This is a genomic window from Streptomyces sp. BL1, from assembly GCF_057628045.1.
Genome location: NZ_JBXYWZ010000002.1, coordinates 7,236,196 through 7,262,993 on the forward strand (window position 1 = coordinate 7,236,196; position 26,798 = coordinate 7,262,993).

Sequence of the window (26,798 nt, forward strand, 5' to 3'; positions counted from 1 at the left end):
GGATGACGACTGCCGTGCGGAGCACGCGTGTTGACCAGCGCGGACGGCACTGACATTCTTCAGCGCGTGACTTCCCACCTGCGCCTCGTATCCCGCTGGCACGTCGACCTCTGTCGGCAGTCCAGCGCGGTCTGTGCGGGTTGACCTGCGGTTGTCCGCGTCGCGGTAATCCGTTGAAGAGCTGAGCCGCCGCCGTACGGCCGGCCGGACGCTCCCGGTGTGCCACACACCGAACCCTTTCCCTTTCCGGAAGTTCCGGACGTCCCCTTTGTCGCGCGTTCCGTGCTGCGAACGCGTCCCGGCGGGGCGCCCGTTGACGTTTCCGAACGCCCCTGTTTTCCGTACACCCCATTTCCCGTTTCTTTCTGCCGCAGCGAAAAGAATGAGGCGTCCTGCATGCACGCGCGCGCTCCCTCTCCACCTTCCGGCCTCGTGCCCCGCCGTACCGCCCTGCGCGGTGGCGGCGCAGCGGCCCTGTTGCTCGCCTCCGGCGGCGGGCTGGCCGGCTGCCGGTCCGCCGTGTCCGTGGCGGAGGGGCGGGGCGGCGGAGGGCCCCGCCGCTCCGGCGACCTCACCGTGGGAACGGCGCTCGAATTCCAGCCCTCGCTGCTGTTCACCCAGAGCGCCCAACCCCTCCAGCAGGGCCTCGTGTTCAACACCCTCACCCGCTACGACGACAGCCTCACCCCGCGCCCGGAGCTCGCCCGCTCCTGGACGTACTCCGAGGACGGGCGCAGCATCACGCTGCGGCTGCGCGACGATGTGACGTACCACGACGGCCGGCGCTTCACCGCCGACGACGTCATCTTCGCGATACGGAACCTGACCGACCCGCAGCGCTCGGCCCAACTCGCCTCCACCGCAAAGGTGGTGACGGGGTTCGAGAAACGCGGCGACCACGAGCTGGTCCTGAAACTCAAACACCCGGTCGGCAACCTCTTCGACCTGTTCGAGTTCATGATCATCCCGGATCGGTTCACCATCGAGGACACCGTCAAGGGGCGCCGCCTCAACGGCACCGGACCGTTCCGCTTCACCGGCTGGCAGCCCGGCAGCCGGCTCAGCCTGCGCCGCAACGACCGGTACTGGCGGCCCGGCCGGCCCTACCTCGACTCCGTCGAACTGCGCCTCTACACCCAGCCCGACGCCCTCCTCTCGGCCCTGCGCTCCGGCCAGGCCCAGCTCTCCCTCCAGGTCCCCGGCAACTACGTCGCCACCCTCAAGAACAACCCCAGCTTCGCCATCAAGCGCTACTCGACGGGCAACGGAGCGGTGTACGTCGGCGCCGACGTCGGCAAGGAGCCCGCCGACCGGAAGCTGTTCCGCCAGGCCGTCGCCTGGGCCGTGGACCGTGAACGCGTCGTCGACCAGGCCCTCGGCGGCTACGGACTGGCCTCCGCCGCCCCCTGGCCCCGCTCGTCCCCCGTCCACAGCGAGGCCAGCCGCACCCACTACCGCCACGACCCGGGCAGGGCACGGGAGTTGCTGCGCGCCTCCGGCGTCGACCCGAAGCAGACCATCCCCCTCGGACACTCCACGCAGCCGCGGATCGCCTCCATCGCGCAGATCGTGCAGTACGACCTGCGGCAGGCGGGCATCCGTACGCAGCTGCGGCCGTACGACGACGCCGAGTTCCAGAACAGGCTGATCTCCGGCACGATGCCGACGCTGTGGATCAACAGTCACGGCTTCGCGCAGGTCCAGCCGTCCACCCTCGCGGTCAGCGCGTACCCCTTCAACGAGGCCAAGAACACCTCCCACTTCCGCTCCCGGGAGTACACCGAAGCCGTCCACGACGCCTGGCAGCACAAGGAGAACGAAGGGGCCGCGGCACACGCCCGTTACCAGAAGGTCGCCGACCTGCTCCTCGACGAGGCGTTCATCATCGACCTCGCCATCGAGGACCAGGTGCAGGTCTCCTCCAAACGGCTGCGCGGCGTGGGCCTCGGCAAGTTCGGCTACCTCCATCTCGACGACGCCTACCTGGTCTGACATGCGCTCCTATCTTCTGAAGCGGATACCGTCCGCGCTCCTCGTCCTGTTCGTCGCCTCGTTCCTCATCTTCGCGATCCTGCGTCTGGTGCCCGGCGACGCCGCTTCCGTCCTCGCCGGCCCGGACGCCGGCCCCGAAGCCGTCGCCGCCATCCGCCACGAACTCGGCCTCGACCAGCCCCTGTTCGCGCAGTACGTGGCGTGGATCGGCGACCTCCTGCGCGGCGACCTCGGCCCCTCCTACGCGGTCGGCGGCAATGTCGCCGACCTCATCCGGGACGGCCTCGGCGCCACCGCCGAACTGACCGCGGGCGCCCTGCTGTTCAGCCTCGTACTCGGCGGACTGCTCGGCATCCTCGGCGCCACCGCGCGCCGCCGCCCCGTACAGGCCCTCGTACGCGCCCTCACCACCGGAGCCCTCGCCGTTCCGCCCTTCGTCACCGGCGTGCTGCTGGTGCTGGTCTTCGCGGTCGCCTGGCGGCTGCTGCCCTCCGGCGGCCGGACCGGCCTGGCCGAGGCGCCCGACCTGGAGTGGCAGTACCTGCTGCTGCCGGCGCTGTGCCTGTCCCTGCCCAGCGCCGCCGTCCTCGGCCGCTATCTGCGCGACAGCCTGGAGCACGCCTTCACCGAGGACTACATCCGCACCGCCACCGCCGCGGGCGTGTCCCGGCGGCGGCTGCTGTGGCGGCACGCGCTGCCCAACGCCCTGCCGCCCGTCGTCACCCTCGTCGGACTCCAGACCGGCCAACTCCTGGGCGGCGCCGTCCTTGTGGAGGCCATCTTCGCCTGGCCCGGACTCGGCCAGCTCGCCGAACAGGGCCTCAACGGCCGCGACTACCCCCTCGTCCAGGACCTCCTGCTGCTCCTGGTCGGTTTCTTCGTCGTCATCCAACTGCTCACGGACGTCGTGCACGCCTGGCTCGACCCCCGGATCCGGTGGGAGTGATCACCTTGTCCACGACCTCAGCGCCGCCCGGGACGACCGACCCGGCCCCGGCTCCCGTACGCCGCCGTCCCCGGCACGCCTACCTCGCCGCGCTCGCCACCCCGCGCGGCCGTACGGGCACCCTGCTCGTCGGCCTCGTCGTCCTGGCCGGGCTGTGCGCGCCGCTGCTCGCCGGGCACGACCCGACCGCGCAGAGCGCCCACGCCCTCGCCACCCCCGGGACGCCCGGACACCCCCTCGGCACCGACGACTTGGGCCGCGACCTGTTCAGCCGCGTGCTGTACGGGATCCGTACGGACGTGGAGATCATCGCTCTCGCCGTGCCGGCCGGGGCGCTGCTCGGCTGCGCCCTCGCCCTCCTGGCCGCCGTGCACCCGGTGCTCGACTCGGCGGTCCAGCGGGCCTTCGACCTGATCCTGTCCTTCCCCGGGCTGATCCTCGCCCTCGCCGTGACCGCGGTCCTCGGCCCGGGCCGGCTGCCGGTGATCCTCGTGATCGCGCTGGCCGAAGCGCCGCTGTTCGGGCGGCAGTTGCGCGGCGGAATCCTTGTGCAGCGGGAACGTGAGTACGCGGTGGCCGCGCGCGTGGGCGGCACCGGACGGTTCCGGCTGCTGGTCCGGCACATCCTGCCCAACTGTGCCGACCCGCTCGTCGTCCAGGCCGCCGTCTCGCTCACCGTCGCGGTCTTCCTCGAAGGCGCCATGAGCTTCCTCGGCGTCGGCGTCCGCCCGCCCGAACCCTCCCTCGGCAGCACCCTCAGCCAGGCGCTGCCCTACCTCGCCCAGGCCCCGTTCTACGCGGCGGGACCGCTGCTGTCCGTCACCGTGCTCGTCCTCGGCCTGTCCTTCCTGTCCGAGGCCCTGAACCGGGAGATCCGCCGATGACCCCGCCCTCCTCCTCCCGAGCCGGGACGACCGGACCGGCCCCGAGCGCCGCACCCCGCGAACCGGCCGGTCCCGCACCGGATTCCCCCGAACCCCTGCTCGCCGTACGCGACCTGCGCGTGGCCTTCCCCGCTGCGGAGGGCGGCCCCGGCGTACCCGCCGTACGGAGCGTCGACTTCGACCTGCGCCGGGGCGAGACCGTCGCGCTGGTGGGCGAGTCCGGCTCCGGCAAGTCCACGACCGCGCTGGCGCTGACCCGGATGCTGCCCGGCGCGGGGCGGATCACCCACGGCTCCGTACGGCTCGACGGCACCGAACTCGCCACCGCCGAGGGGGAGTCGCTGCGCGGCGTACGCGGCGCCCGCATCGGGATGATCTTCCAGGACCCGATGACGTCCCTGAATCCGGTCCTGTCCGTCGGCACCCACCTCGACGAGGTGCTGCGCGCCCACGGCCGGGGAAACCGTACGGCCCGCCGGGCCCGCGCCGTGGAACTCCTCGAACTGGTCGGCATCCCCGACGCGGCACGCCGCGTCGACGACCACCCGCACCAGTTCTCCGGCGGCCAGCGGCAGCGCGTCCTCATCGCCATGGCCCTCGCCAACGAACCGGACCTGCTCATCGCCGACGAACCCACGACAGCGCTCGACGCCACCGTCCAGGAACAGATCCTCGACCTGCTCACCGAACTCAACGAACGCACCGGAACGGCCCTGCTGCTCATCACGCACAACATGGGCGTCGTCGCCCGCAGTTGCGCGCGGGTCATGGTGATGTACGCGGGCGCCGTCGTCGAGGACGGCCCGACCGAACAGGTCCTCACCCGCCCCCGGCACCCGTACACCCAGGGCCTGTTGGCGGCCGTACCCCGGCTGTCCTCCCCGTCCGGCACCCGCCTCGCCGGCATCCCCGGCAGCCCGCCCGACCTGTCCGTACCCGTCACGGGCTGCGCCTTCGCCGCGCGCTGCCCGGCCGCGGACGACCACTGCCGTACGGAGGAGCCGCCGCTGAACACGAGCGCGGAGGGCCGTGTGGCCTGCCATCATCCGGAGGCGGACGTGCTGGAGGGGCTGCGGCGGCCGGAGAGCCCGCACAGTCTGGAGGGCGTCGCCTCCGCGCTCTCCGGGAGCGGGGCCGAGGACGCCGGAGAGCCGGGCCCCGTTCCCCTGCTCCAAGTGGAGGGCCTGCGCAAGGAGTTCGGCCGCCGGGGACGCGCGGGGAAGGGCGCCCGGCTCACCGCCGTGGACGGCGTGTCGCTGCGGCTGGAGGCGGGGGAGACCCTCGGCATCGTCGGCGAGTCCGGCTCCGGCAAGTCCACCCTCGCCCGGATCCTCGCGCACGCGCACCCCGCCGACGGCGGCACGTACCGGCTGCGCGGCGAAGACGTCCTGCGCCCGTCCCGCAGCGCCCTGCGCACGCTCCGGCGCGAGGTACAGATGGTGTTCCAGGACCCGTACGCCTCCCTCAACCCCCGGATGACGGTGGGCGAGAGCATCGCCGAACCGCTGCGCGCGCACGGGCTGCACGGGAACAGAGCCGGACGGGAGAAACGCGTCGCCGAACTGCTCACGCTCGTCGGCCTCGACCCGTCCGCCGCAGCGCGCCGGCCCCGCGCCTTCTCCGGCGGCCAGCGGCAGCGGATCGGCATCGCCCGCGCCCTGGCCCTCGAACCGTCCGTCCTCCTCTGCGACGAACCGGTCTCCGCGCTGGACGTCTCCGTCCAGGCGCAGATCGTCAACCTGCTCGCCGATCTGCAACGCGACCTCGGCCTCGCGATGGTGTTCATCGCACACGACCTGGCCGTCGTACGGCAGGTCAGCCACCGTGTCGCGGTGATGCGCCAGGGCCGCGTCGTGGAGACAGGCCCCGCCGACGAGATCTGCGCGCGGCCCCAACACCCGTACACGCAGGCCCTGGTGGCGGCGTCACCCGACCCCGAGCCGCGTGCCGTCGTCACCGCGGGCGCCTCCGCATGAGCACCCCGAACCGAGGAGACCGCAGCGTGACCGCAGCCTCGTCCGACAGCCCCGCGACCCGCCGCGACCCGTACGCCGGCTTCCCCGGCCGCGTCGGCCGCACCTTCGCCGACTCGGAACCGGCCTGGCCGCAGCCGCGCACAGCGCCGCAGGGAGCCCCGAACATCGTCGTCGTCTACCTGGACGACATGGGCTTCGGGGACGTCGGCCCGTTCGGCTCCGAGGTCCCCACCCCGGTGCTCGACGGACTCGCCGACCGAGGCGTACGGCTGACGAACTATCACACGCAGCCGCTGTGCTCCCCGGCCCGCGCCGCGCTGCTCACCGGCTGCAACCCGCACCGCGTCGGCTACGCCATGGTCGCCAACGCCGACCCGGGCTTCCCCGGCTACGGCATGGAGATCGCCGACGACATCCCCACCCTCGCCCGGACGCTGCGCGACGGCGGCTACGCCACGTACGCCGTCGGCAAGTGGCACCTGGCCCGCGACTCGTCCTCGCACGCGGCGGCCGACCGCGCCAACTGGCCGCTCCAGAAAGGCTTCGACCAGTACTACGGCGTCCTGGAAGGGCTCACGAACCTCTTCCACCCGCACCAGCTCGTACGCGACAACAGCCCGCTGGACATCGACGAGTTCCCCGACGGCTACTACTACACCGACGACCTCACAGACCAGGCCGTCGGCATGATCAAGGGGCTGCGCGCGCACGACGCCGACAAGCCCTTCTTCCTCTATCTGGCACACAACGCCGTCCACGCCCCGCTCCAGGCCAGGCCCGAGGACATCGCCCGGCACCGCGGCCGGTACGACGAGGGCTGGGACGTGCTGCGCGCCGAGCGCTTCGCCCGCCAGAAGGAGGCCGGACTCTTCCCGCCGGATGCCGAACTGCCGGAGCGCAACACCGAGAACGGGCTCGACGTACCCGCCTGGGACGAACTCGACGAGGACGAACAGCGGCTCTATGCCCGCTATATGGAGGTCTACGCGGCGATGGTCGACAACGTCGACCAGAACCTCGGCCGGCTCCTGGACACGCTGCGCGCCCTCGGCGAACTCGACAACACCATCGTCGTGTTCACCGCCGACAACGGCGGCAGCGGAGAGGGCGGCGCCGAGGGCTCCCGCAGCTACTTCAGCCGCTTCGCCCACCACCCCCGGCTGCCCGACGACTGGCAGCCCGACGTCGCCCGCGACCCGGACCTCATCGGCGGGCCGCGCAGCCTCGTGCACTATCCGCGCGGCTGGGCCATGGCCTCCAACACGCCGTTCCGGCTCTACAAGCGGCACACGTACGCGGGCGGCGTACGCGTCCCGTTCGTGCTGTCCTGGCCCGCCGGGCTGCCCCGCGACGACGGGGACGACGGCATCCGCGACCAGTACCAGTACGTCACCGACGTGGCACCGACTCTGCTGGAACTGGCCGGAGTCGACCGCCCGTTGGCGCGGGCGGGGCATCCCGTCCAGGAGCAGGACGGCGTCAGCTTCGCGCCCGTCCTCACCGACGCACGGGCCGGCAGCACCCACGGCGAGCAGTACTGCGAGATGACCGGCAACCGCAGCTACTACCGGGACGGCCACAAGATCGTCACCCTGCACCGCCCGGGAGACCCGTACGACGACGGGGAGTGGGCGCTGTACGACATCCGTACCGACCCGACGGAGATCCACGACCTGTCGGCCGAACGCCCGGAGCTGGTCAAGGAGTTGGCGGCGGCGTGGGAGGAGGCGGCCTGGCGCAACGGCGTGTTCCCGCTGCCGGACGCCTCCGGCGCGATGGCCCGCCGCGGCCCCGGCGAGGAGCGGCTCACCCGCCCCGTCACCCTCCTCCCCGGCACCCCGGAGCTGGAGCGCTACCGCTCCTCGCGGCTCATCGCCTTCCGCTCCTTCACCGTGGAGGCCGAACTCGGCCCGTACCGGCCGGGCGAGGAGGGCGTCCTCGTCTCGCACGGCGACCAAGGGGGCGGCTACAGCCTGTACGTGGAGGGCGGCCGGCTCCGCTTCGCCTACAACGAGTACGGCGCCCTCCGGGAGACCGACGCCGGGCCGCTCGCCCCCGGCGCCCGCCTGATCCGGCTGGCCGCCACCGCCGAGCCCGGACTCCGCTGGCGCTTCACCCTGTCCGTCGACGGACAGGAGCGGGCGCGTACGGACTCCGTCCACCAGCTCATCGGCATGGCCCCGTTCCAGGGCATCAGCGTGGGCGTCGACCGCAAGTCACCGGTGTCCTGGCCGCTGTACGAGCGCCACGGCGTACACCGCTGGACCGGCCCCCTCCGCGCCGTCACCTACCGCCCCGGGCCGCCGGGCCCGGACGCGCCGGAAGTGCTCGCCGACGCACTGCGGGAGGCGGCCGGCGCGTTCGAGTAGCGGCGGGGGCCTCTCGGTCCCGTACGCCGACGGGTACGGACCGGGCGCGGCGACCGACCGCGCGAGGCCGTGCTGGTCAGTCGAACGGGATGTCTGTGCCCTGTGACTCGACGGCGTCGAGCGCCGTCTGTGTGGCGGGATCGAAGGTGATGCCGCCCGCCGCGACGTTCGCTTCGAGGTGCGCCGGGTTCGACGTGCCGGGGATGAGGAGGACGTCCGGGGCGTGCTGGAGCAGCCAGGCGAGGCCGACCTGTGCGGTGCTGACGCCGAGGGACTGTGCGGCGGACTGGACGGCCGGTTCGTCGCTCACCTTCGGCAGGCCGGGGAACGCCCCGCCGAGCGGGAAGTAGGGGACCCAGGCGATCTGTTCCGCCGCGCACAGCTCCCGCATCGGTTCGTCGTCGCGCGCCACGAGGCTGTACGCGTTCTGGACGCAGACGATGCCGGCGGGCAGGGCGCGGCGCAGTCCGTCGAGGGTGACGCTGCTCAGGCCGATCGCGCCGATCTTGCCCTCGTCGCGCAGCGCGGTCATCTCCGCGAGCTGGTCGTCGAGTTCGACGATCTGGTCGCCCTCGGGCCGGAGGCCGGGGCCGCTGTCCATGCGGCGCAGGTTGACGACCGGGATCTGCTCGACGCCGAGCGTCTTGAGATTGTCCTCGACGCCGGCCCGCAGCTGTTCGGGGCGCTGCGCGGAGCGCAGGGGGAGGGGTCCTACGGGGTCGGGTTCGGCGCCGACCTTGCTCACCAGGAGGACGCCGTCCTGCGGGCGGAGCGCGTTGCGGAGGACGCCGTTGACGAAGCCGTCGCCGTAGAACTGCGCGGTGTCGACGTGGTCGACGCCGAGCTCGACCGCGCGGCGCACCAGCGCGACGGCGGCGTCGCGGTCGTCGTGCAGGCGCTCCAGCTGCATCGCGCCGAATCCGACGCGGGAGACGGTGTGCTCGCCGAGGCGGCCCGCGCCTCCGGCGCGCTGCGTGCCGGTGGCGGTGAACCGCGAGGAGGGAGTGCTGTTCGTAGTCATGACAATGCCGCCCTCGTGAGACGATGGAGGGAAAGCGGAGGAGCCTCCGCTCCATCGACTGTAGCACTACCGGAGGTGCCTCCGTTTTGATGTCGCCGGATCCCACGCCCTCGGACTCCACGCCACCGGGCACGCCCCGCGACCGGCCCGCGCGGTCCGACGCGCGGCGCAATCGCGAGAAGCTGATCGCCGCCGCCAAGGCCGCCTTCACCGCGGCCGACGACTCGGTCCCGCTGGAGAACATCGCCCGCGACGCGGGTGTCGGCATCGGCACGCTCTACCGCAACTTCCCGACCCGCGAGGCACTCGTCGAGGCCGTGTACGCCGCCGAGTTGGACGCCGTCACCGGCAGCGCCCCCGCCCTGCTCGACCGGATGCCGCCGGACGCCGCGCTGCGCGCCTGGATGGAGCGGTACGCCGCGTTCTTCGCGACGAAGCGCGGGCTGGGGGACACGCTGCGCACCGGCTGGGCCACCGGCCGGATCGCGACACCGGCCACCCGCGAACGCCTCACCGCCACCATCGGAACCTTCCTCGCGAGTGGCGCGGAGGACGGCTCGCTGCGCGGTGACATCGCACCGGACGACGTCACCATGATGCTGCTGGGGCTCTTCCTCTCCACGGGCGCCAACGGCACGCCGGAGCAGGCCGACCGCCTGCTCGACCTCCTCGTCGACGCGCTGCGTCCGCAGGCCGCCCAGGACGACACCGGCACATGAACGGGAGCCGTGCGGCCGGGTCATGCCCCGCGGCGCACCGGGATCCCTGGGGGAAACCCCACCTCGGGACGGGTGTTGGCTGTCTGCCGCGGGCGGCGCTCCGGCTGCATGCTTCGTGACATGACTTCCCACGAGCCCACCCGTCGCACCGCACGTACCGCAGCGGACATGAGCGCGCGCCGCCGCAGCGCCGCCACCCTCGCCGTCGCCGCTGTCCTCGCCTCGCTCACCCTGCCCCTCGCCGACGCCACGGCCGACGCGCACCGCGCGGAGGACAGCGGAACCGGTCAACAGGCGGGCGGCACACAGGCGTTGGGAACGGAGCAGCGCGCCAGAGGGACGTTGCTGAGCGTCGAGCGGACCCGCCACTACACCCGCGCGCAGGTGGACAAGCTGATGTCGGGCAACAAGGTGGACGCGCCGGCCGCGCGGTACGCGGCGACCTCGTACCGCCTCACGTACGCCACGATCACCCCGCAGGGCGCACCCACCACCGCCTCCGCGTTACTGATGCTTCCCGACGGCGGCGCGCGCCGGCTCGACGCGGTGTCCGAGACCCACGGCACGCTCGCCTACCGCGGCTACGCCCCGTCCGGCGGGGACGATCTGTCCGCGCTGGGCTCCTTGTTGTACGCCGCCGGCGGGCTCGCCGCCGTCGCCCCCGACTATCTGGGGCTGGGCACCGGCCCCGGCCACCACCCCTACGTGGACACCCGCTCCTCGGTGTCCGCGTCCCTGGACGCGCTGCGCGCCGCCCGTACGGCCGCGCCCCGGTACGGCAGGCAGCTGACCGGCGACGTGTACGCGACGGGCTTCTCGCAGGGCGGGCAGGTCGCGATGGCGCTGGGACGGGAGTTGAGCCGCGGCGCCGACCCCCGGTTCCGGCTGCGGGCGCTGGCGCCGGTGTCCGGGCCGTACGACATCGAGGGCGAGGAGCTGCCCGGCATGTTCGACGGCCGGATAGACGGCACGTCGGCTGCCTTCTACCTCTCCTACTTCCTCACCGCGCAGAACAGGCTGCATCCGCTCTACGCCCACCCGCGCGACGTGTTCCGCGCCCCGTACGCCGACCGCGTCGGGCGACTCTTCGACGGCGAGCACAAGGACGACGAGATCGTCACCCAACTGCCGGGGAACATCAAGGAGTTGCTGACGCCGAAGTGGTACGACCGGCTGCAGCGGCCCACGGGCACGCTGGCCCGGGTGATCCGCCTCAACGACGGGGTGTGCGAGTGGGGTCCGCGCGTACCGGTACGGCTGCACACCTCCTACGGCGACCGTGACGTCCCGCTTGGCAACACCGTGAGCTGCGCCAAGGACCTGTCGGCGCACGGCGGTACGGGAAAGGTCGTCAACCACGGCACGACCGGCCACGGAGACACCTACCGCAAGGCCGTGGCCGGCAACGCCCGTTGGTTCGCCGGGATGCACTGACCCGGCCCGCACCGATCCCGGCCGGGCAGGGGGACGCGGGTGTCAGCCTGCCAGCAGGCGGCCCGCGTCCGGCACGACCGGGGGCAGGCCGAGTTCGGTGAGGATCCTGTGCGTCGTGGCCGTGGCGGCCGAGAGGACCGGCAGGCCCGAGGCGTCCTCGACGTACTGGATCGCGGAGAGCGACGGCATCTGCACGCAGGCGGACAGCACGATCGCGTCGGCGCCCGACAGGTCGAGCCTGCGCCAGTGTTCGCGCAGGTCGTCCGGGTCGAGGCGGGCGACCGCGAGGTTGTCGGGGACCTCCAGGCTGAGCGCGTCCACCACCTCGGTCCCGGCGTCCTCGATGTAGTGCACGACCGTCGCCGTGAGCTCCTTCATATACGGGGTGATCACCGCGACCCGTTTCGCGTCCAGCGCCTCGACCGCCGAGAGCAGCGCGCCGGCGCTGGAGACCACGGGTGCCTCCGAGCCCTCGGAACGGAGCGCGGCCGTGATCTCCCCCTCCGCGGTGCAGTGGTGGCCCGGACCCTGCGCCATGATCGCGACGAGGCAGGCGGACGCCACCACATCGGGCCGGGCGTCGGCGAGTTCGAGCGCGGCACGCTCGGTCTGCCCGTTCATCGCGCGCAGCTGCTCCGGCGTGACGTGCTTCATCCGCATCCTGCTGCTGTGGAAGAGGAAGCGGTCCCCGGGGAGCGCCTCCTCGCGGGCGCGCAGCATGCGCGGCAGCTCCGTCTCCATCGTGAGATTCGAGCTGGGGACGATCATGCCGATGTGATGGTCCGTCACGGGTCCTCCGGAGGGTGGTCGGTCGTTACGTGTCCCCGCTCAGCGACTCCCAGTGGTCGGCGAGCGCGGTGAGCTCCCGCAGGAGCTCGTCGCGGCGCTCGGGCGGGTACGGGTCGAGCAGCCGCTCGTCCAGCGCCCGGGCGCGGTCGTTCGCCTCACGCAGGGTCTGCTCGCCCTGTCCGGTGAGGTAGAGGAGCTTCCGGCGCCCGTCGGCCGCCGCCGTGCGGCGCTCCAGCAGGCCGCGCTTCTCCAGCCGCCGGGCGACGTCCGCCATGGTCGAGGTGTCCAGGGCCACGGCGGACGCCATCGAGCTCTGGTCGCTGCCCGGCGCGGCGTGCACCGCGGTCAGCACCGCGAACTGCGGGCCCGTCAGCGTCGGGTCCACGGCGCGCACCCACACGGCCAGATACGCCTGGTAGAGGCGTCTGACCTGGTAGCCGGGGGCGGCCGTGAGCGCTTCTGGTGCCGTCGTGAGGGGGGCGGAGTTGTCAGCCATGCGCCCACTCAACCACGGCAGTTGAGACCTCAGCCGAGCAGGCCGCGCAGCGCGGCGCGCAGCAGGTCGAGCGCGCCCCGCGGGTTGTCCCAGAACACCATGTGGCCGGCGTCCGGGATCTCCGTGAGCCGCGCGCCGGGCAGCGTACGGGCGGCCTCCGCGGCGCCCTCCGCCGTGACGACGGGGCTGTCCGCGCCGTACAGCAGCGCCGTCGGCACGGGAACCGACGGCCACCAGTCGAAGAAGTCCTCCTCCTCGAAGCCCCGGTGCGTGCCGCGGATCGCGTCCTCGCCGCAGCTCGCCAGCCACCGGGCGCGCAGCCCCCGTTCGCGCACCGCCCAGCGGGGCCACGAGCGGCCCACCTCCTCGGCGTCCGTGCCGCGGCGGGCCTCGGCGAGCTGCCCGAGGAAGGCGTCGAGCGTCGTCGGGTACGGGCCGCGCCCGGGACCGCTCATCGGCGGATCGGCCAGTACGGCGCCGCGCAGCGCGGCCTTGCCGCGTACGGCCGTGGCGGCGGCGATCCGGGCGCCCATCGAGTGCCCGAGCAGCAGCGGCCGTTCGAGGCCGAGCCCGTCGATGACGGCTTCGGTGTCCTCGGCGTACGCCTCCAGCGTGTACGAGTCGCCGTCGCCGGAGAGCCCGCGCCCGCGCACGTCCAGCACCAGCGGCCGTACGGGGACCGCGAGTTCGCCGGCGGGCCCCGCCAGTTCGCGGGCGACGAAGTCCATGGTGACGGCGGGGCTGGTGATGCCGGGGAGGACGAGGAGGGGGACGCCGTCGCCGCCGTAGTCGAGGACGTGGAGGCGGAGGCCGTCATGGTCGGCCCAGCGGCTGACGGCCGGGATGCCGGCCAGGTCGGCCGCGGCGTCGGGGGTGAGGAAGCGGGGCGGCGGTGCGGGATGGGACAAGGGGAGCTCCTGAAGCGGGTCGGAGAGTGTCGGAGGGGGCGGGGCGCGGGAGGTAGCGGGCTCGTCAGAGGGAGCGGAGGTAGCCGAGCGCGTCGTCCTGCTCGACGACGTCGCCGTACTTGGCCTGGACGTCGAACAGGGCCGCGTCGTGCGGGCCCTGGGCACGGTCGCCGCACGCCGCGCGGGGCACCAGGACCGGGAAGCCGGACTGGACCGCGTCGACGGCGGTGGCCCGTACGCAGCCGCTGGTCGTCGCGCCGCACACCAGCACCGTGTCGGCGCCGAGCCCGGTGAGCGTCGCGGCGAGGCCGGTGCCGAAGAACGCCGACGCGCCCTTCTTCACGACCAGCAGGTCCTCCTCGTGCCGGGGCAGCCGGGGGTCGAGGTCCACGGCCGGGCTGCCCTCGACCAGGGCGCGCATCCCCGGGGCCTTCTCCAGCCAGGTGACCGAGTGGCCCTTCGCCTCGGCCTCGCTGTAGGCGATCGCCGTCCAGATCACCGGAACTCCCGTACGCCGCGCGGCTTCCGCCAGCTCGGACGCCGCTCCCACGACCCCGGTCAGGTCGGCGCCGGACGGGAACGCCGGCTCCGTGAAGCCCCGCGTCAGATCCACGACGACGAGCGCGGGGCGGCTGCCGCGCGTCACCCGCGCGCCGAAGCCGGCCCGTTCGTACGTCGCATCGGTCTCGTTTCCGTACGTGCTCACCGGCGACGCTCCCTCTCGTGCGTGACGACCCGGCCCAGCAGCCAGCCCTCGAACAGGCCGAAGGCGAAGGCGCCGACGGCCGGCCCGTACTTCTTGAGAGCCGGTCCGACGATCATCGAGAGGCCGTCGAGTTCGTTCTGGGGAGCAGCGGCGGCGGGCGAGACAGCGGGCGCGGCCGGGGCGGGCTGAGGTGTGCCGGACGTGGGCGCCGTGGGCTGCGGCGCGCCGCCCTGGCCGGTCAGCAGCGCGCCCAGGTTGCGCGCGAACTGCTGGAGGATCTTGTCCGAGACGGTGGCCACCGCGCCCTTGCCGAACTGCGCGATCTTGCCCCGGATCACGAGGTCCGTCTCCAGGCGCAGTTCGGAGGTGCCGTCCGGGGCCTCGGCGACCTCCAGCCGTACGGCGGCCTCGGCGTCGCCGCTGCCGTGCGTGTCGGCGCCGCGCGCCTGGACGCGGAGCGTACGGCCCTCCTCGTCGACCTCCAGGAAGCGGACGGTACCCGCGTAGGCGGCCGTGATCGGGCCGACCTTGACCTTCACCCGGCCCCGCCAGCCGTCGTCGCCCTCACGCCCTTCGAGCGCGGCCCCCGGCATGCAGGAGACGACACGTTCGACGTCGTTGACGAGCGCGAAGACCTCCCGGGGCGGTGCGCTCACCGGGACGGCGTTGCTGAGCTGCATGAAACCTCCTCGCAGGCAGTCGCCCTGCGGCGTGCTGCACAGTCGTCGATCGCCTCGACGATCGTCTGGTAACCGGTGCACCGGCACAGGTTGGAGGCGACCACCTCGCGGATCTCCTCCTTGGTCGCCTCCGGGCGCTCGGCGAGATAGCCCTCGGCGAGCATCAGGAAGCCCGGCGTGCAGAAGCCGCACTGGAGTCCGTGATGCTCGGTGAAAGCCCGCTGCAGATCGCCCAGTTCGCGCCCGTCCGGGCCGCCGCCGAGCCCCTCGACCGTACGGATCTCGGCGTCCTCGGCCTGCGCGGCGAACATCAGGCAGGCCCGCGCCGGCGCCCCGTCGACCAGGACGGTGCAGGCGCCGCAGATGCCGTGCTCGCAGCCGACATGGGTGCCGGTGAGCCCGAGGTCGTGGCGCAGTACGTCCACGAGGGTGCGGCGCGATTCGGTGAGCACTTCGTGGCGCTCCCCGTTCACGGTGAGGGCCAACAACTGCTGTCCCGGCGGCTGTTCGGTGATGTCCGGCATCAGGCGTGCTCCAGTGCGTGGGCGACGGTCTCCGGGGTGACGGGCGTGCTGTCCAGCTCGACGCCCGTGGGACGCAGCGCGTCGTTGACCGCGTTGAGGACGGCGGCGGGGGCGCCGATGGTGCCGCCCTCGCCCGCGCCCTTGGCGCCGGTCTCGGTGAACTCGCAGGGCGTTTCGAGGTGTTGGATGCCGATGTCGGGGATCTCCAGCGCGGTCGGCACCTTGTAGTCCATGAAGCTGGTGGCCGACGGTTCGCCCTGCTCGTCGTAGGTGACCTGCTCGAAGAGCGCGCCGGCGATGCCCTGCGCGATGCCGCCCCGGCACTGGCCCTCGACCACTTGGGGGTTGATGGCGACGCCGCAGTCCTCGACGCAGACGTAGCGCAGGATCTCCACCTGCCCCGTGCCTTCGTGGAGTTCGACGACGACGCCGTGGGTGGCGTTGGAGAACGTGCCGTCGCTCGTGACGTCGAACGACGCGGTCGCCGCCAGCCCCGGCTCCATGCCGTCGGGCAGAAGGTGGGACTTCAGATAGGCGACCTCGGCCAGCTCCTCATGGCTGAGGAAGCGGCCGTCGTCGGCGTGCCGCACTCCGCCGCGCGCCAGTTCCGTACGGTCGGCGGGCACGTCCCAGCGGGCCGCCGCCAGCAGCCGCAGCTTCTCGCCGAGCTTGGCGGCGGCGAGGCGTACGGCGCTGCCGCCGATCGCGATCGAGCGGCTGGCGAAGGTGCCCCAGCCGTACGTGATCCGCTCGGTGTCGCCCTGATGGAGGCGCACCTTGTCGAGGTCGAGTCCGAGCGCCTCGGCGGCGATCTGTGCCATCGTCGTCTCGTGGCTCTGGCCGTGGCTCATGGTGCCCGTGGTCACGGTCAGCGCGCCGCTGGTGTCCATCCGGACCTCGGAGATATCGAAGCCGGGGACGACCTCCATCTTGCGCTGCGCGAACGCCGCCGAACCGTAGCCCGTACGTTCGCTGAAGCACGAGTAGCCGATGCCCAGGTGCCGCCCCTCGGCGGCGGCTTCCTCCCGGCGCGCGTACCAGCCCTCCTCGCGCAGCGTCCGCTCGCACAGATCAAGCGACTCACGGTACGAACCGGGGTCGTACGTCACGTTGTTGACGCCCGTATAGGGGAAGTCGGTGATGAGGTTGCGGCGGCGGATCTCGACCGGGTCCAACTCCAGCTCGCGCGCGGCCCGTTCGAAGAGCCGCTCCATCACCATCACGTACTGCGGGCGGCTCACACCCCGGTACGGCGCGGTCGGCGCCTTGTTGGTGGTGACGGCGCGGGCGCGCACCCGGTACGAGGGGACCGTGTAGACGCCCGGCATCTCCGCCGAGGCCATCAGCGGCTCGATGCCGGCGGTGAACGGATAGCAGGAGTACGCGCCCATGTCGCACACGATGTCCGCGTCCAGGCCCAGGATCCGGCCCTCCGCGTCGAACGCCGCGCGTACGTCGTAGTGCTGTTCGCGCGCCAGGAACGAGGCGGTCAGCGCCTCCTTGCGGTCCTCCGTCCACTTCACGGGCCGGCCCAGCCGCAGCGCGGCCGCGCCCACGGCGATCTCCTCGCGCCCCACGACGCACTTGAGGCCGAAGCCGCCGCCCATGTCGGGCACCATCACGCGCACCGCGCTCTCGTCCAGGCCGAGGCAGCGGGCCGCGACCGTACGCACCTGGTGCGGGACCTGCGTGGAGGTGTGCAGCACGAGCTGCCGCTCGCGGTCGTCCCAGGCGGCGACGGCACCCCGCGTCTCCAGCGGCAGCGCGTTCTGCCGCCCGGTGCGGGACTCGACGCGGACGACCCGGTGGGCACTTTCGAAGACCTCGTCGATGCCCTCGGACGCGAACATCGAGACGTCCACGAGGGTGTTGGCCTCCGCCTCGTCGTGCACCAGCGGCGCGCCGGGGGAGAGGGCCTGGGTGTCGGAGGTGACGGCGGTACGGGCCCCGTACGTGACGCGCGCCGCCTCCAGCCCGTCCTCGGCGGCGTACGGGTCGCGGGCCACGACGACCGCGAGGGGTTCGCCCGCGTACCGCACCCGGTCGCGCGCCAGCACCGGCATGCTCGTCGTCACGAACTCGGCGGCGGGACGGTCGAGGCGTGCGGTGATGTCGTCCAGCTTCAGCTCGTCCGCGCTGAACGCCGCGACCACGCCCGGCACTTCACGTACCGCCGACAGGTCGAGCGAGGTGACCGTGGCGTGCGCGACGGTCGCCCGGACGAACGCGGCGTACAGCGTGCCGGGCAGATGGATGTCGTCGGTGAACCGGCCGCGTCCCGTCAGCAGCCGGGGATCCTCGCGGCGGCCGACAGAGGCACCGACCAGGCCGGTCCCGGGGCGGGTTGAACTCATCGGGCCATCGCCTCCTCGCAGGCGCGCGCCACCAGGGTGCGGGTGAGGCCGCGCCGGTACTCCGTACTGCCGTTGGCGTCGCCGGGCGGATCGACCGCCTCCGCCGCTGCCGCCGCGCACGCCGCGAACAGTCCGCTCTCCGCCGACCCGCCCTCGGCGAGCACCTGTTCCGCCTCCGGGACGCGTACCGGCAGCGCGGCGACGCCGCCCAGCGCGACGCGCCCGCCGCGCACCGTGCGCCCGTCGGGCGCCACATCGAGGTCGACGGCCGCGGCGACCGTCGCGAAGTCCCCGTGCCGCTGGGCGAATTCGGTGAGTGCCGCGTGTGGTGCGGGACGCGGGAAGACGACCTCGGTCAGCAGCTCGTCGGGCTCCAGTGCGGTCGTGTAGTAGCCGTGGAAGAAGTCCCGCGCGTCGATGCGGCGTTCACCGGCCGGGCCGTGCGCCACCAGCACCGCGTCGAGCAGCAGCGCCAGCAGGCACCACTCGGCCGTCGCGTCGGCGTGCGCCAGACTGCCGCCGACCGTGCCGCGCGTACGGATCGGAAGGTGGCCGACCCAGCGCATCGCGTCCCGCAGGACGGCGAAGCCGGGCCCGAGGCCCCGTGCGGACTCCACGTCGTGGTGCGTGGTGAGGGCGCCGATCCGCAGGCTCCCGTCCGCGCCGGCGCGGATGCCACGCAGCGCGTCCAGCCCGGCGATGTCGACCAGATGGTCGGGGCGGGCCAGCCGGAAGTTCATCATGGCGACCAGACTCTGGCCGCCCGCGACCACCTTCGGCTCGCCCCCGGCGCCGGCCAGTTCGGCCAGCAGCCGGGCGGCACCGTCGAGATCGCGTGCCCGGTGGTACGTGAACGGGGCGGGTTTCACTGTGGGATCACCTCCCGCTTGTCCGGCTCCGCGGGCGGGCCCGCCGTCACGTGGCCGGCGTCCAGCTCGCGCCCCTTCGTCTCCGGCGCCGCGACGGCCATCCACAGCACGGCGGCGACCACCACCACACCGAGCACCGCGAACGTCAGCGGCAGCCCCAGCAGCGGCCACATCAGCGAACCGAACAGCATCGGCGCGAACCCGGTGCTGATCCGGCTGACGGACGACGCCCAGCCGAACCCGCTGGCACGCAGGGGCGTGGGATAGAGCTCGGAGACGTACGCGTACAGCGCCGGAATCGTGAGCTGGATCAGGAAGCCGAACACCGCGATCCCGACCAGCGCCGCCGCCTGCACCTCCAGCACCAGCGCGAAGCCGACCAGCGCGGCCGTCGCCACGGGAGCGGAGACGCCGATCAGCCACTTGCGGCCCACCACGTCCACCAGCCACGTGGACGCCAGCACGCCGGCGATGCCGACGCCGCTCATCAGGGTGGTGCCGGTGAACGACGCGGTGTCGCCGTAACCCTGCTCCTTGAGGATCGAGGGCATCCAGGTCAGCGCCGCGTAGTAGACGAGCATGATGGTGATGAACAGCAGCCAGGCGACCGACGTGATGCGCGGACTGTGGGTCCACAGCCGGCGGAACTGCTCGACGCCGGCGCGCAGTCCGCCCGACGTGTCCCGCAGTACGGGCTCCGGTACGGCGTACGGCTCCGGCGTCGCACCCGTCCGCGCCACCAGATCGTCGATGACCACGCGGGCCTCGGCCTCACGGCCCGCCTTGGTGAGATAGACGGGCGACTCGGGCACGCCGCGCCGCACCCAGAACAGCAGCAGCGCGGGCAGCACCATCGTGGCCAGCATCCAGCGCCAGTTGCCGTCGAGCGGGATCAGCGCGGTGGAGGCCAGCCCGCACAGGGTGACGCCGATGGGCCACCACAGGTCGAGCGCGGTCAGGATCCGGCCCCGGTGCTTCCTCGGCGAGAACTCGCTCACCAGCGCGTAGTCCACGGGGATACAGCCGCCCAGGCCGACGCCCGCGAGGAAGCGGAACAGCAGGAAGATCCCGTAGTTGGGGGAGAGCGCCCCGAACACGGAGAACAGCGCGAAGATCAGCAGCGTCGCGCTGAACGCCTTCTTCCGGCCGATCCGGTCGGCGATCGCACCCCACACGATGGCGCCGACGGCCATCCCCACGAGGTTCGCCGTCGCCACGAACCCCCGTGCGCTGAGGCCCAGTTCGAAGTCCTTGCCGAGCAGCGGCATCAGGAAGCCGTTGAGGGCGATGTCGTACGCGTCGAAGAGATAGCCGAGGCCACCGATGACGAAGATCTTTCCTTGGACTCCCCATCTCCAGGGGAGCTCCTGCACTATCTGATCGCCTGTCTTCACGGGAACACCTCGCGGAGCCGGGGACGGGGACGGAGGGGTGGTTCAGCGCGCGAACTGGTAGGAGAACGCGGTCGTGTCGGCGTCCCGCAGCGGCGTGCCGCTCCACAGCCAGTCGTAGGAGACGTCGGACTCCCCGCTGAAGCCGGCCCGCAACAGCTCGTCGCGCTCCTGCTGTTCGGGGCCGTCGGGGAAGTGGTAGAAGGTCTTGTTGCGCAGCGAGGCCTCCTGCACCATCCCCGCGTGCCTGGCCCGCCGGTCGACGTACCGGCGCAGCCCCTCCTCGATGCCGCCGGCCGTGACCGTGCCCAACTCCTCGGCGAGCACGGCCGCGTCCTCCATCGCCTGCGAGGCGCCCTGCGCCTGGTACGGCAGCATCGCGTGGCAGGCGTCGCCCAGCAGCGCCACCCGGCCGTCCTGCCAGACGGGGTCGCGCCGCCGGTAGTAGAGCGCGAAGCACGAGACGTCGTCGTCCTTCGCCTTGGACAGCATCGCCGGCACGCGGTCGTCCCAGCCGGGGTACGCGGCCGCCAGCTCGGCCGAGGAGGACGGCACCGTCCACTTCTCGGCGACCTCGTCCGTACAGGGCACGATGGCCACGATGTTGAGATGCTCGCCACCGCGGATCATGTAGTGCACCAAGTGCCGGTCCGGGCCGTACCAGATGGTGCTCTGGAAGCGGTCCACCAGCCAGCGGGTCGCCGGGTCCGCGGCGATCGAGTCCCCGGGGATCAGCGCGCGATAGCACATCTCCCCGGAGAACTCGAGGGTGTCCTCGGCGCCGATGAGGTCCCGCACGTTCGACCGGATGCCGTCGGCGCCGATGAGCACATCGGCCGCGTACCGTTCGCCATTCCCGGTGACCGCGACGGGCCGCTCGGGAACCGTACGGTCCAGCTCCGTCACACGGCTGCTGGTGCGCAGCACGACAGCCGGCCCCGGGCCGTCCGGTTCGGTGCACGCGTCCATGAGCACCCGGTGCAGATCGGCCCGGTGATAGTGCCAATAGGGCGCGTTGTACGTGTCCTTGCAGTGCTGCCCCAGCGACGTGAGCCCGACGATGCTGCCGTCCTTCCACCGCCGCCGCACCTGGTCGAGCGGCTCGGTGTGGATGGCCTCCAGCTGCTTGCGCAGCCCCATGCCGAGCAACAGCCTGCTGGCGTTCGGCGCCGTCTGAATACCGGCACCCACCTCACCCAGCTGCGCCGCCTGCTCCAGAACGGTGACCCGCACACCACGCTGACGCAACGCCAACGCAGCGGTGAGCCCACCAAGACCTCCACCGACAACGGTGGCTTCAAACGACTGACTGAGCGCCAAGACGACTCTCCTCAGGGCAAGTTCGGATGCTGAAATAGGGGGCGCGGGGGCACCGAATAGGGGGCGCGGGGCTGTGTCATATGCGGCTCCGCCGCGTGGGCGCAATCTGTTGCGCCGAAGGCGCGCATCGCATCCCCCGGGGGCGCTCAGCGCTCCGTGAGTTCGCCCCCGGTGACCACCTCCGCACCGTCCACCGAAACGGTGCAGCTACGCATCGCGATGTCGAGATGCGCGTACGACTCCCGGCCGAGCACAGGGTGCGGCCCCGTGGACCAGAGGAAGTTGCCCGCGAAGGCGCGCGCGTCCATGCCCATCAGGTCGCCCTTGCCGTACATGGCCGTCGCGAACCAGTCGGCCGAGCGCATCAGGCCCCAGCCCATGTGGGAGAGGTAGCGGGCCCACTGGTCGTCGGCGTCCTCGAAGAAGGTCTCCAGCATCCGCGCCTCGGCGCCGCCCTCGACCTTGTCGATACGGCCGCCCGCGATGTGCAGCGTGGCGGGGGAGTGCACGTACTCCTTGAAGGGCAGCAGGATGTCGCCCTCGGCCAGCACGATCTGCCCGTCGGAGATCTCGGGCCAGCAGAGCACCATCGTGCTGGGCCAGTGGTCCCAGCGGCCCGGGTCGTCGGCGAAGCCCGTCTGGAACTCGGGCTTGGAGCCCGCGAGTTGCACGGTCAGATCGGTGCCGGCGGCCGACGTCACTCGCATCGTCCGCGACGTTTTCAGCAGCTCCGTGTCGCGCAGTACGAGCTGCTTGTCGCTCTCCTTCGGCATGTTGCGCACGAGGACGTCGGGCGCGTCGCAGACGAAGATGATCCGCGTACCGGCCCGGAGGATCTCCTGCTGGACGGGCGCGTGGATGAAGCCCTCCTGGGTGAGATCCACGACCAGGTCGGCGGACTTGAGCAGGTCCTGCGCGGCGGAGTCGTTGAGCACGGAGGCGAGGCCGGGGCCCGCGCCGGTGTGCGTACTGGGCATCGGCGCGGGGCTGCCGCCGGGCACGGTCGCCGCGATGACGTGCGCGCCCAGCGACTTGGCCGCGCCGAACGCGGCCGCGACGTAGTCCCCGCGGCTGTCGGGCTCCGCGAGCACGACGACGTGCTCGCCGTTCTGGACCTTGCAGAGCCGGAGTTCGCGGGTGAAGGCGTCGAGCAGATCGACGGACGAAAGATCGAACATGACAGGTCCTCCCGGTGCGTGACGTGACGTGACGAGGGCAGGCCGAAGTGGTGGAGGGCAGGGCGGAATTGGCCCCTCGCATAGGGGCTGACCAGCGCAAACGGCGCCCGGAAACGGCGCCCGACGGAATTAATCCGAACACGTACTAACTCGGCTTGGCAAGGGGTCGTACGCCGAGTTCACGCGGATCTTTCATGGCGCCCCTGCGTGTCCCGGAACGACCTGCGGAGGTTTCGGAACCGTTTCGGGCCCCGTACGTCACTGCCCGCGCCGCCCCGGTGGACTCCACGAGCGTGCGCGCACACCAACGCGCGGCCGGGCTCCGTACAAAGGAGCTCCGGCCGCGCGATGACCATGTACCGGACCGGTCCCGGAGCGGACCGGCCTGCCCTAGCCGTTCTGCCGGTCGTCCGCCTCGGGCGCACGCGCACGACGGCTGCGGAAGCGCTCCAGGACGGCTGCGCCGAGGAGCACGAGCCCGACGGCGACGATTTTGCTCCCCTGGTAGCCGGCCGCCGGGTTGTCCGCGGCGGCGGCCCCCAGGAACTCCCACAGCGCCCAGCCGATTCCGGCGACGATGAGGAGCACGGCCCCGAGCGGGCCGATGCCCCACCACCACGGCGCCTGGGGATGCTCGTCGGACTGGTCGCGTTCGTCGTGCGCCACGGGTCTTCTCCAGGTCATGAGACGGATAGCGATACCCGGCGCCGTCACGGTCCGGAACAGGAGAGACGCATGATGCGGATCATCCGGTTGCCCGGCAACGCGATTCCATCCCACCGACCGTCCCCACGAGTTGACGCCGCCGGGCGTCAACGCCCGCCGCATGGCTGCTTCCTCGTAGGTGCTGCGCGCCACCAACCCACCGTTGGCAACGCGCAGCTGCCTGTCTTCAGTCGAGGTGTACCCCGGCCAGCCAGCCGCCGTCGAGGACGACGTGCTGGCCGGTGATGTAGGAGGAGTCGGAAGTGGAGAGGAAGAGCAGCAGGCGGGCAGCTTCCTCGGGGCGTCCCACTCGTTTGAGCTGGGTCAGCCGCCGGCAAGTGTCGTCGAGTGCGGCCGTTCCGGGAGCGGGGTCGGCGCCGGGGTCCAGGCGGGCGGGGTTGGTCATCGGTGTGTCGATGGCGCCGGGGCAGATCGCGTTGACGCGGATGCCGTCCCCGGCGAGTTCGAGTGCGGCGACTCGGGTGAGTCCCAGGACGGCGTGCTTGCTGGCAGTGTAGCCGCCGTAGCCTGCCACTCCGGTCAGGGAGGCGTATGAGGCGGTGTTGACCACGGTTCCGCCGCCGGCCCGGGCGATGAGCGGGGCGACGGTTTTGATGCCGAGGAAGCATCCGACCTGATTGACGTAGGTGACCTGAAGGAAATCCTCCAGCGACATCGCCGTCAGCGGGCCGCCGCACAGGACGCCGGCATTGTTGATCAGCCCGTCGACCTTGCCGAAGGTGTCGACAGCGGCATCCGCGGCGGCGGACCAGCCCTCTTCGGTGCGCACGTCGAGGCGGATGTAACGCGCTTGTCGAGGGCCCAGGTCCGCAGCGAGTGCCTCGCCGAGGTCGTCCAGGACGTCGGTCAGTACGACCTTGGCTCCCTCCTGGGCGAACAGGCGGGCCGCGTGTTCGCCCAGCCCCCGTGCCGCGCCCGTGATGAGGATGACGCGGTCCTCCAACCGTCCGGTGGCCTTCGTGGTGATGATGCGCTCCGTGTGTCGAGTGTCGGTCGGTGGTGGCGGCGGGGGCGGTTCAAGGGCTGTCGTCCCGCGCGGTTTTCCCGCTGCGGTTCGCCGGGGTCCCGGGCCCAGGTGTGGGGTGCGGTGACTGACGAGCCGTCACCCGCAGGCGTAGACGCCGGGGTGGGGCCGTCCCCCGCAGGAGAGACGGCTTGACGGGCCGGTCGTCCACCGGACTCAGCTGCCATCGGGAGAGCACGGTTGCCAGGCAGGTGGAGGCCTCGGACAGGGCGAATTGCTCTCCGATGCACCGGCGGGCCCCGCCGGCGAAGGGGATGAAGTGGGCACGCTGCGTGGAATCGGCTGAGCCCGTCCACCGTTCGGGCCGGAACTGTCGTGCGTCCGGCACTTGTTGGTGGAGGAGCTGTGGCGAGTAGACGACAGTGGTGCCGGCGGGCAGCTGGTGCTCTCCCAGCATCGTCTCCCTGGTCGTGACCCGGTAGGCCGCCGGCGCCGGTGGGTGGAGGCGCAGGACTTCCCGGACGGTCCGGTCGAGGAGGTCCAGACGGCGCAGGTTCTCGTACGCGGGCGACTTCCCGGCCAGTGCGGTGTCGACTTCCCGATGCGCCGCGGCCTGCAGTCCGGGATCCGCCGCCAGCCGGTGTGCCGCCCAGGACAACGTGGCCGCCACGGTCTCCACCCCGGCGATGAAGAAGACCAGCACCTGACCGGTCAGTTCCTCGTCCGAGAACTGCCGGACCTCGTCGCCCTGCGCCTCGTCCGTGCAACCGGCTCCCATCAGCAGGGGGAGGAGGGCATGGTCGTCCTGCGTCGCGCTGCTGCGATGGGCATCGACGACGCCCTGGACCAGCTCCTTCAGACGGTGGCGGGCCTTCTCGTACTGCCGGCCTCCGAGGAATGGCAGGCGTGCGGCTTTCGGCATCCACAAGCGCAGTTGGAGCCCGCGCAGCAGGGTGTCGATGTCCTTCGCCGCCCTCGCCTGGTCCTCGGGCGGCAGCTTCCGGCCGAACATCGCATCCACGAGGAGCCCCATGGAGTAATTCATCATCGACGCGGGGACATCGAGGATCTCCCCGTCCTGCCAGCTGCCGGCCATGGCCTCTGCGTGCCGGGCCATGATGCGGGTGTACGCGGGCAGTCGGGAGTGGTGAAACGCCGGCTGCACCAGTCTGCGCTGCCGACGGTGAAGGCCGGCGGGGGCGCAGATGAGGTTCGGGCCGATGGCCTGTTCCAGGTCCTCCAGGATGGTGCCGCCCTTGTCGAAGGCGCGGTCGTCCTGAAGTACCTGCTTGGTCAGGTGGGCGTCGCACACGACTACCATGTCGGCGGATCCCATTCTGATGCGTACCAGTTGCCCGTGTGCGGCCAGCGAAGCCCAGAAGGTCTGCGGACGGTGCAGGAAGCGCCAGGCGTGGCCCACCACCGGCAGGCGGCCCGGGGCGGAGGGGATGGCGGCGTGAGACATGATGCTCCGTGGCGCTCGCGGCGTGATCAGGTTTCTGGCAGGGGCGGGTTGAGGGCTGCCCGCCCGGGCCCGTACAGGGGTTCGCCGACGGGTCCGGACGGGCGCGTGCCGGCTGGTCGGTGCGGGCGGCAGGTCTTCTCGCCGCAGTCTTCCCGGCGCTATGCCAGCTGTCCGAGCAGCCGGCTGCTGGGAGCCTCCGCGTCCCCGTTGGTGAAGAAGTCCATCCACATGGCGACGAATTCGTCGCGTTCGATGAAGCCGTCGCCGTTGGTATCCATGGCGCGTACCGCCTCCGCCGCGTCCTGTGCCGGGATGTCGCCGTGGGCGTACATGCCGGCGAGCCAGTCGGCGGGGAGCGAGCCGTCGTCATCGGTGTCCAGGACGTCGAACCAGGCGCCCAGGGCCCGCCGGTAGGCCTCGTGCAGGCGCGCGGCCTCCGGTGGCAGCCCCGCCATGGCGGCGCGGTACTCGTCCCGAGTGACGCGACCGTCGGAGTCGGCGTCTGCCAAGTTGGCCAGTTCCTCCCACACGTCGGCGAACTCCCGTGACACGGCGAGGCCCTTCGAGGAGTCGGCGTCCAGCCCGGCGCTGCCGAGAAGGGAGCGCAGCAGCAGGTGGATGTCGTTTCGGGTGATGTATCCATCGCCGTCGGCGTCGTACAGGGCGAAGAGTCGGTCGCACTTGACGTCGGTCGTCTGCGTCATGTCCGGGTCTCCGTTCCCCGGCCTGCATTTCTGCATGGCCGGTGCGTCACTGTGACGGCAGGAGGGCTGCCCAACGGGCTGTGCTCCAAGACGGAGAGCGGCAGGGAACCAGCCCATCGGGCGACACCAGGTGTGAGAAGTCATTGTCGTACCGGTCGAGGAGGTTGCCGGTCGCTTCCGTCCCGCTCGAGAGATTTTCCGGCAACCAACACACGATGCATGGTCGAAGACCTGAGTGAAGTCCTGCTGTAGAGTGCGCCACGCATGGTCGGCCGGATACTTCCCAGTGGCTTTGAGTCGCTCCCTTCCGCACCAGTTCCAGGGATGGCTTTGAGACTTGTCCGCAGTCTTCTCACTTCATGGTTCATCGAGTCCCTGGCCGG

24 protein-coding genes are annotated in these 26,798 nt (G+C 71.9%); 8 read left to right on the plus strand and 16 right to left on the minus strand.

Annotated features, from left to right (window positions below):
* The first annotated feature begins 66 nt into the window (after positions 1–66).
* From AC3AGO_RS31810 to AC3AGO_RS31835, 6 genes are all read left to right on the plus strand, one after another.
* On the plus strand, positions 67–144 hold the full coding sequence (locus AC3AGO_RS31810; RefSeq protein ID WP_487824887.1) for a putative leader peptide: 78 nt from the start codon (positions 67–69) through the stop codon (positions 142–144).
* 252 nt (positions 145–396) lie between these two features.
* A complete protein-coding gene (locus AC3AGO_RS31815) occupies positions 397–1,992 on the plus strand; it encodes an ABC transporter substrate-binding protein (RefSeq protein WP_487823731.1) in 1,596 nt (531 codons plus the stop codon).
* A gap of 1 nt (position 1,993) precedes the next feature.
* Positions 1,994–2,938, plus strand: a complete 945-nt coding sequence (locus AC3AGO_RS31820) for an ABC transporter permease (RefSeq protein ID WP_487823732.1) — start codon at positions 1,994–1,996, stop codon at positions 2,936–2,938.
* 5 nt (positions 2,939–2,943) lie between these two features.
* A complete protein-coding gene (locus tag AC3AGO_RS31825; protein ID WP_487823733.1) occupies positions 2,944–3,822 on the plus strand; it encodes an ABC transporter permease in 879 nt (292 codons plus the stop codon).
* A complete protein-coding gene (locus AC3AGO_RS31830; protein WP_487823734.1) occupies positions 3,819–5,798 on the plus strand; it encodes an ABC transporter ATP-binding protein in 1,980 nt (659 codons plus the stop codon). The genes AC3AGO_RS31825 and AC3AGO_RS31830 overlap by 4 nt, the downstream gene beginning before the upstream one ends.
* Positions 5,795–8,167, plus strand: coding sequence for an arylsulfatase (locus tag AC3AGO_RS31835; RefSeq protein WP_487823735.1), 2,373 nt, complete (start codon positions 5,795–5,797; stop codon positions 8,165–8,167). The genes AC3AGO_RS31830 and AC3AGO_RS31835 overlap by 4 nt, the downstream gene beginning before the upstream one ends.
* 76 nt (positions 8,168–8,243) lie before the next feature.
* Here AC3AGO_RS31835 and AC3AGO_RS31840 read toward each other — a convergent pair whose 3' ends face one another.
* On the minus strand, positions 8,244–9,188 hold the full coding sequence (locus AC3AGO_RS31840; protein ID WP_487823736.1) for an aldo/keto reductase: 945 nt from the start codon (positions 9,186–9,188) through the stop codon (positions 8,244–8,246).
* An 89-nt stretch (positions 9,189–9,277) separates the two neighbouring features.
* Here AC3AGO_RS31840 and AC3AGO_RS31845 point away from each other — a divergent pair, with 89 nt between their 5' ends.
* The gene (locus tag AC3AGO_RS31845; protein WP_487823737.1) at positions 9,278–9,907 is read left to right on the plus strand and encodes a TetR/AcrR family transcriptional regulator; all 630 of its coding nucleotides are present in this window, start codon (positions 9,278–9,280) and stop codon (positions 9,905–9,907) included.
* 120 nt (positions 9,908–10,027) lie between these two features.
* Entirely contained in the window at positions 10,028–11,341 is a 1,314-nt protein-coding gene (locus AC3AGO_RS31850; RefSeq protein WP_487823738.1) for an acetylxylan esterase family protein, read from the plus strand.
* Positions 11,342–11,383: 42 nt separating this feature from the next.
* Here the strand turns inward: AC3AGO_RS31850 and AC3AGO_RS31855 are convergent, their stop codons facing one another.
* From AC3AGO_RS31855 to AC3AGO_RS31925, 15 genes are all read right to left on the minus strand, one after another.
* Positions 11,384–12,130, minus strand: coding sequence for a maleate cis-trans isomerase family protein (locus AC3AGO_RS31855; RefSeq protein WP_487823739.1), 747 nt, complete (start codon positions 12,128–12,130; stop codon positions 11,384–11,386).
* A gap of 25 nt (positions 12,131–12,155) precedes the next feature.
* Positions 12,156–12,626, minus strand: a complete 471-nt coding sequence (locus tag AC3AGO_RS31860) for a MarR family winged helix-turn-helix transcriptional regulator (RefSeq protein ID WP_487823740.1) — start codon at positions 12,624–12,626, stop codon at positions 12,156–12,158.
* A 29-nt stretch (positions 12,627–12,655) separates the two neighbouring features.
* Positions 12,656–13,534: an alpha/beta fold hydrolase gene (locus tag AC3AGO_RS31865; RefSeq protein ID WP_487823741.1), complete on the minus strand. Its 879-nt coding sequence runs from the start codon at positions 13,532–13,534 to the stop codon at positions 12,656–12,658.
* A gap of 64 nt (positions 13,535–13,598) precedes the next feature.
* Positions 13,599–14,240: an isochorismatase family protein gene (locus AC3AGO_RS31870; RefSeq protein ID WP_487823742.1), complete on the minus strand. Its 642-nt coding sequence runs from the start codon at positions 14,238–14,240 to the stop codon at positions 13,599–13,601.
* Positions 14,237–14,920 (minus strand): SRPBCC family protein, encoded by a 684-nt coding sequence (locus AC3AGO_RS31875; RefSeq protein ID WP_487823743.1) that lies wholly within the window; start codon positions 14,918–14,920, stop codon positions 14,237–14,239. Before AC3AGO_RS31875 ends, AC3AGO_RS31870 begins: the two co-directional genes overlap by 4 nt.
* Positions 14,893–15,444, minus strand: a complete 552-nt coding sequence (locus tag AC3AGO_RS31880) for a (2Fe-2S)-binding protein (protein WP_487823744.1) — start codon at positions 15,442–15,444, stop codon at positions 14,893–14,895. The genes AC3AGO_RS31875 and AC3AGO_RS31880 overlap by 28 nt, the downstream gene beginning before the upstream one ends.
* The gene (locus AC3AGO_RS31885) at positions 15,444–17,798 is read right to left on the minus strand and encodes a xanthine dehydrogenase family protein molybdopterin-binding subunit (protein ID WP_487823745.1); all 2,355 of its coding nucleotides are present in this window, start codon (positions 17,796–17,798) and stop codon (positions 15,444–15,446) included. The genes AC3AGO_RS31880 and AC3AGO_RS31885 overlap by 1 nt, the downstream gene beginning before the upstream one ends.
* The gene (locus AC3AGO_RS31890; protein WP_487823746.1) at positions 17,795–18,667 is read right to left on the minus strand and encodes an FAD binding domain-containing protein; all 873 of its coding nucleotides are present in this window, start codon (positions 18,665–18,667) and stop codon (positions 17,795–17,797) included. The genes AC3AGO_RS31885 and AC3AGO_RS31890 overlap by 4 nt, the downstream gene beginning before the upstream one ends.
* Positions 18,664–20,061 carry an MFS transporter gene (locus AC3AGO_RS31895; protein WP_487823747.1) on the minus strand — a complete coding sequence of 466 codons (1,398 nt, stop codon included), beginning with the start codon at positions 20,059–20,061 and terminating at the stop codon, positions 18,664–18,666. Before AC3AGO_RS31895 ends, AC3AGO_RS31890 begins: the two co-directional genes overlap by 4 nt.
* Before the next feature lie 42 nt (positions 20,062–20,103).
* Entirely contained in the window at positions 20,104–21,378 is a 1,275-nt protein-coding gene (locus tag AC3AGO_RS31900; protein WP_487823748.1) for an FAD-dependent monooxygenase, read from the minus strand.
* 146 nt (positions 21,379–21,524) lie between these two features.
* Positions 21,525–22,556, minus strand: coding sequence for a 2,5-dihydroxypyridine 5,6-dioxygenase NicX family protein (locus AC3AGO_RS31905; RefSeq protein ID WP_487823749.1), 1,032 nt, complete (start codon positions 22,554–22,556; stop codon positions 21,525–21,527).
* A 390-nt stretch (positions 22,557–22,946) separates the two neighbouring features.
* Positions 22,947–23,222 carry a hypothetical protein gene (locus tag AC3AGO_RS31910; protein WP_487823750.1) on the minus strand — a complete coding sequence of 92 codons (276 nt, stop codon included), beginning with the start codon at positions 23,220–23,222 and terminating at the stop codon, positions 22,947–22,949.
* Between the two features lie 226 nt (positions 23,223–23,448).
* Positions 23,449–24,225: an SDR family NAD(P)-dependent oxidoreductase gene (locus AC3AGO_RS31915; protein ID WP_487823751.1), complete on the minus strand. Its 777-nt coding sequence runs from the start codon at positions 24,223–24,225 to the stop codon at positions 23,449–23,451.
* Between the two features lie 73 nt (positions 24,226–24,298).
* Positions 24,299–25,711, minus strand: a complete 1,413-nt coding sequence (locus AC3AGO_RS31920) for a cytochrome P450 (protein ID WP_487823752.1) — start codon at positions 25,709–25,711, stop codon at positions 24,299–24,301.
* Between the two features lie 158 nt (positions 25,712–25,869).
* Positions 25,870–26,415, minus strand: a complete 546-nt coding sequence (locus AC3AGO_RS31925) for an EF-hand domain-containing protein (RefSeq protein WP_487823753.1) — start codon at positions 26,413–26,415, stop codon at positions 25,870–25,872.
* Positions 26,416–26,798: the final 383 nt, after the last annotated feature.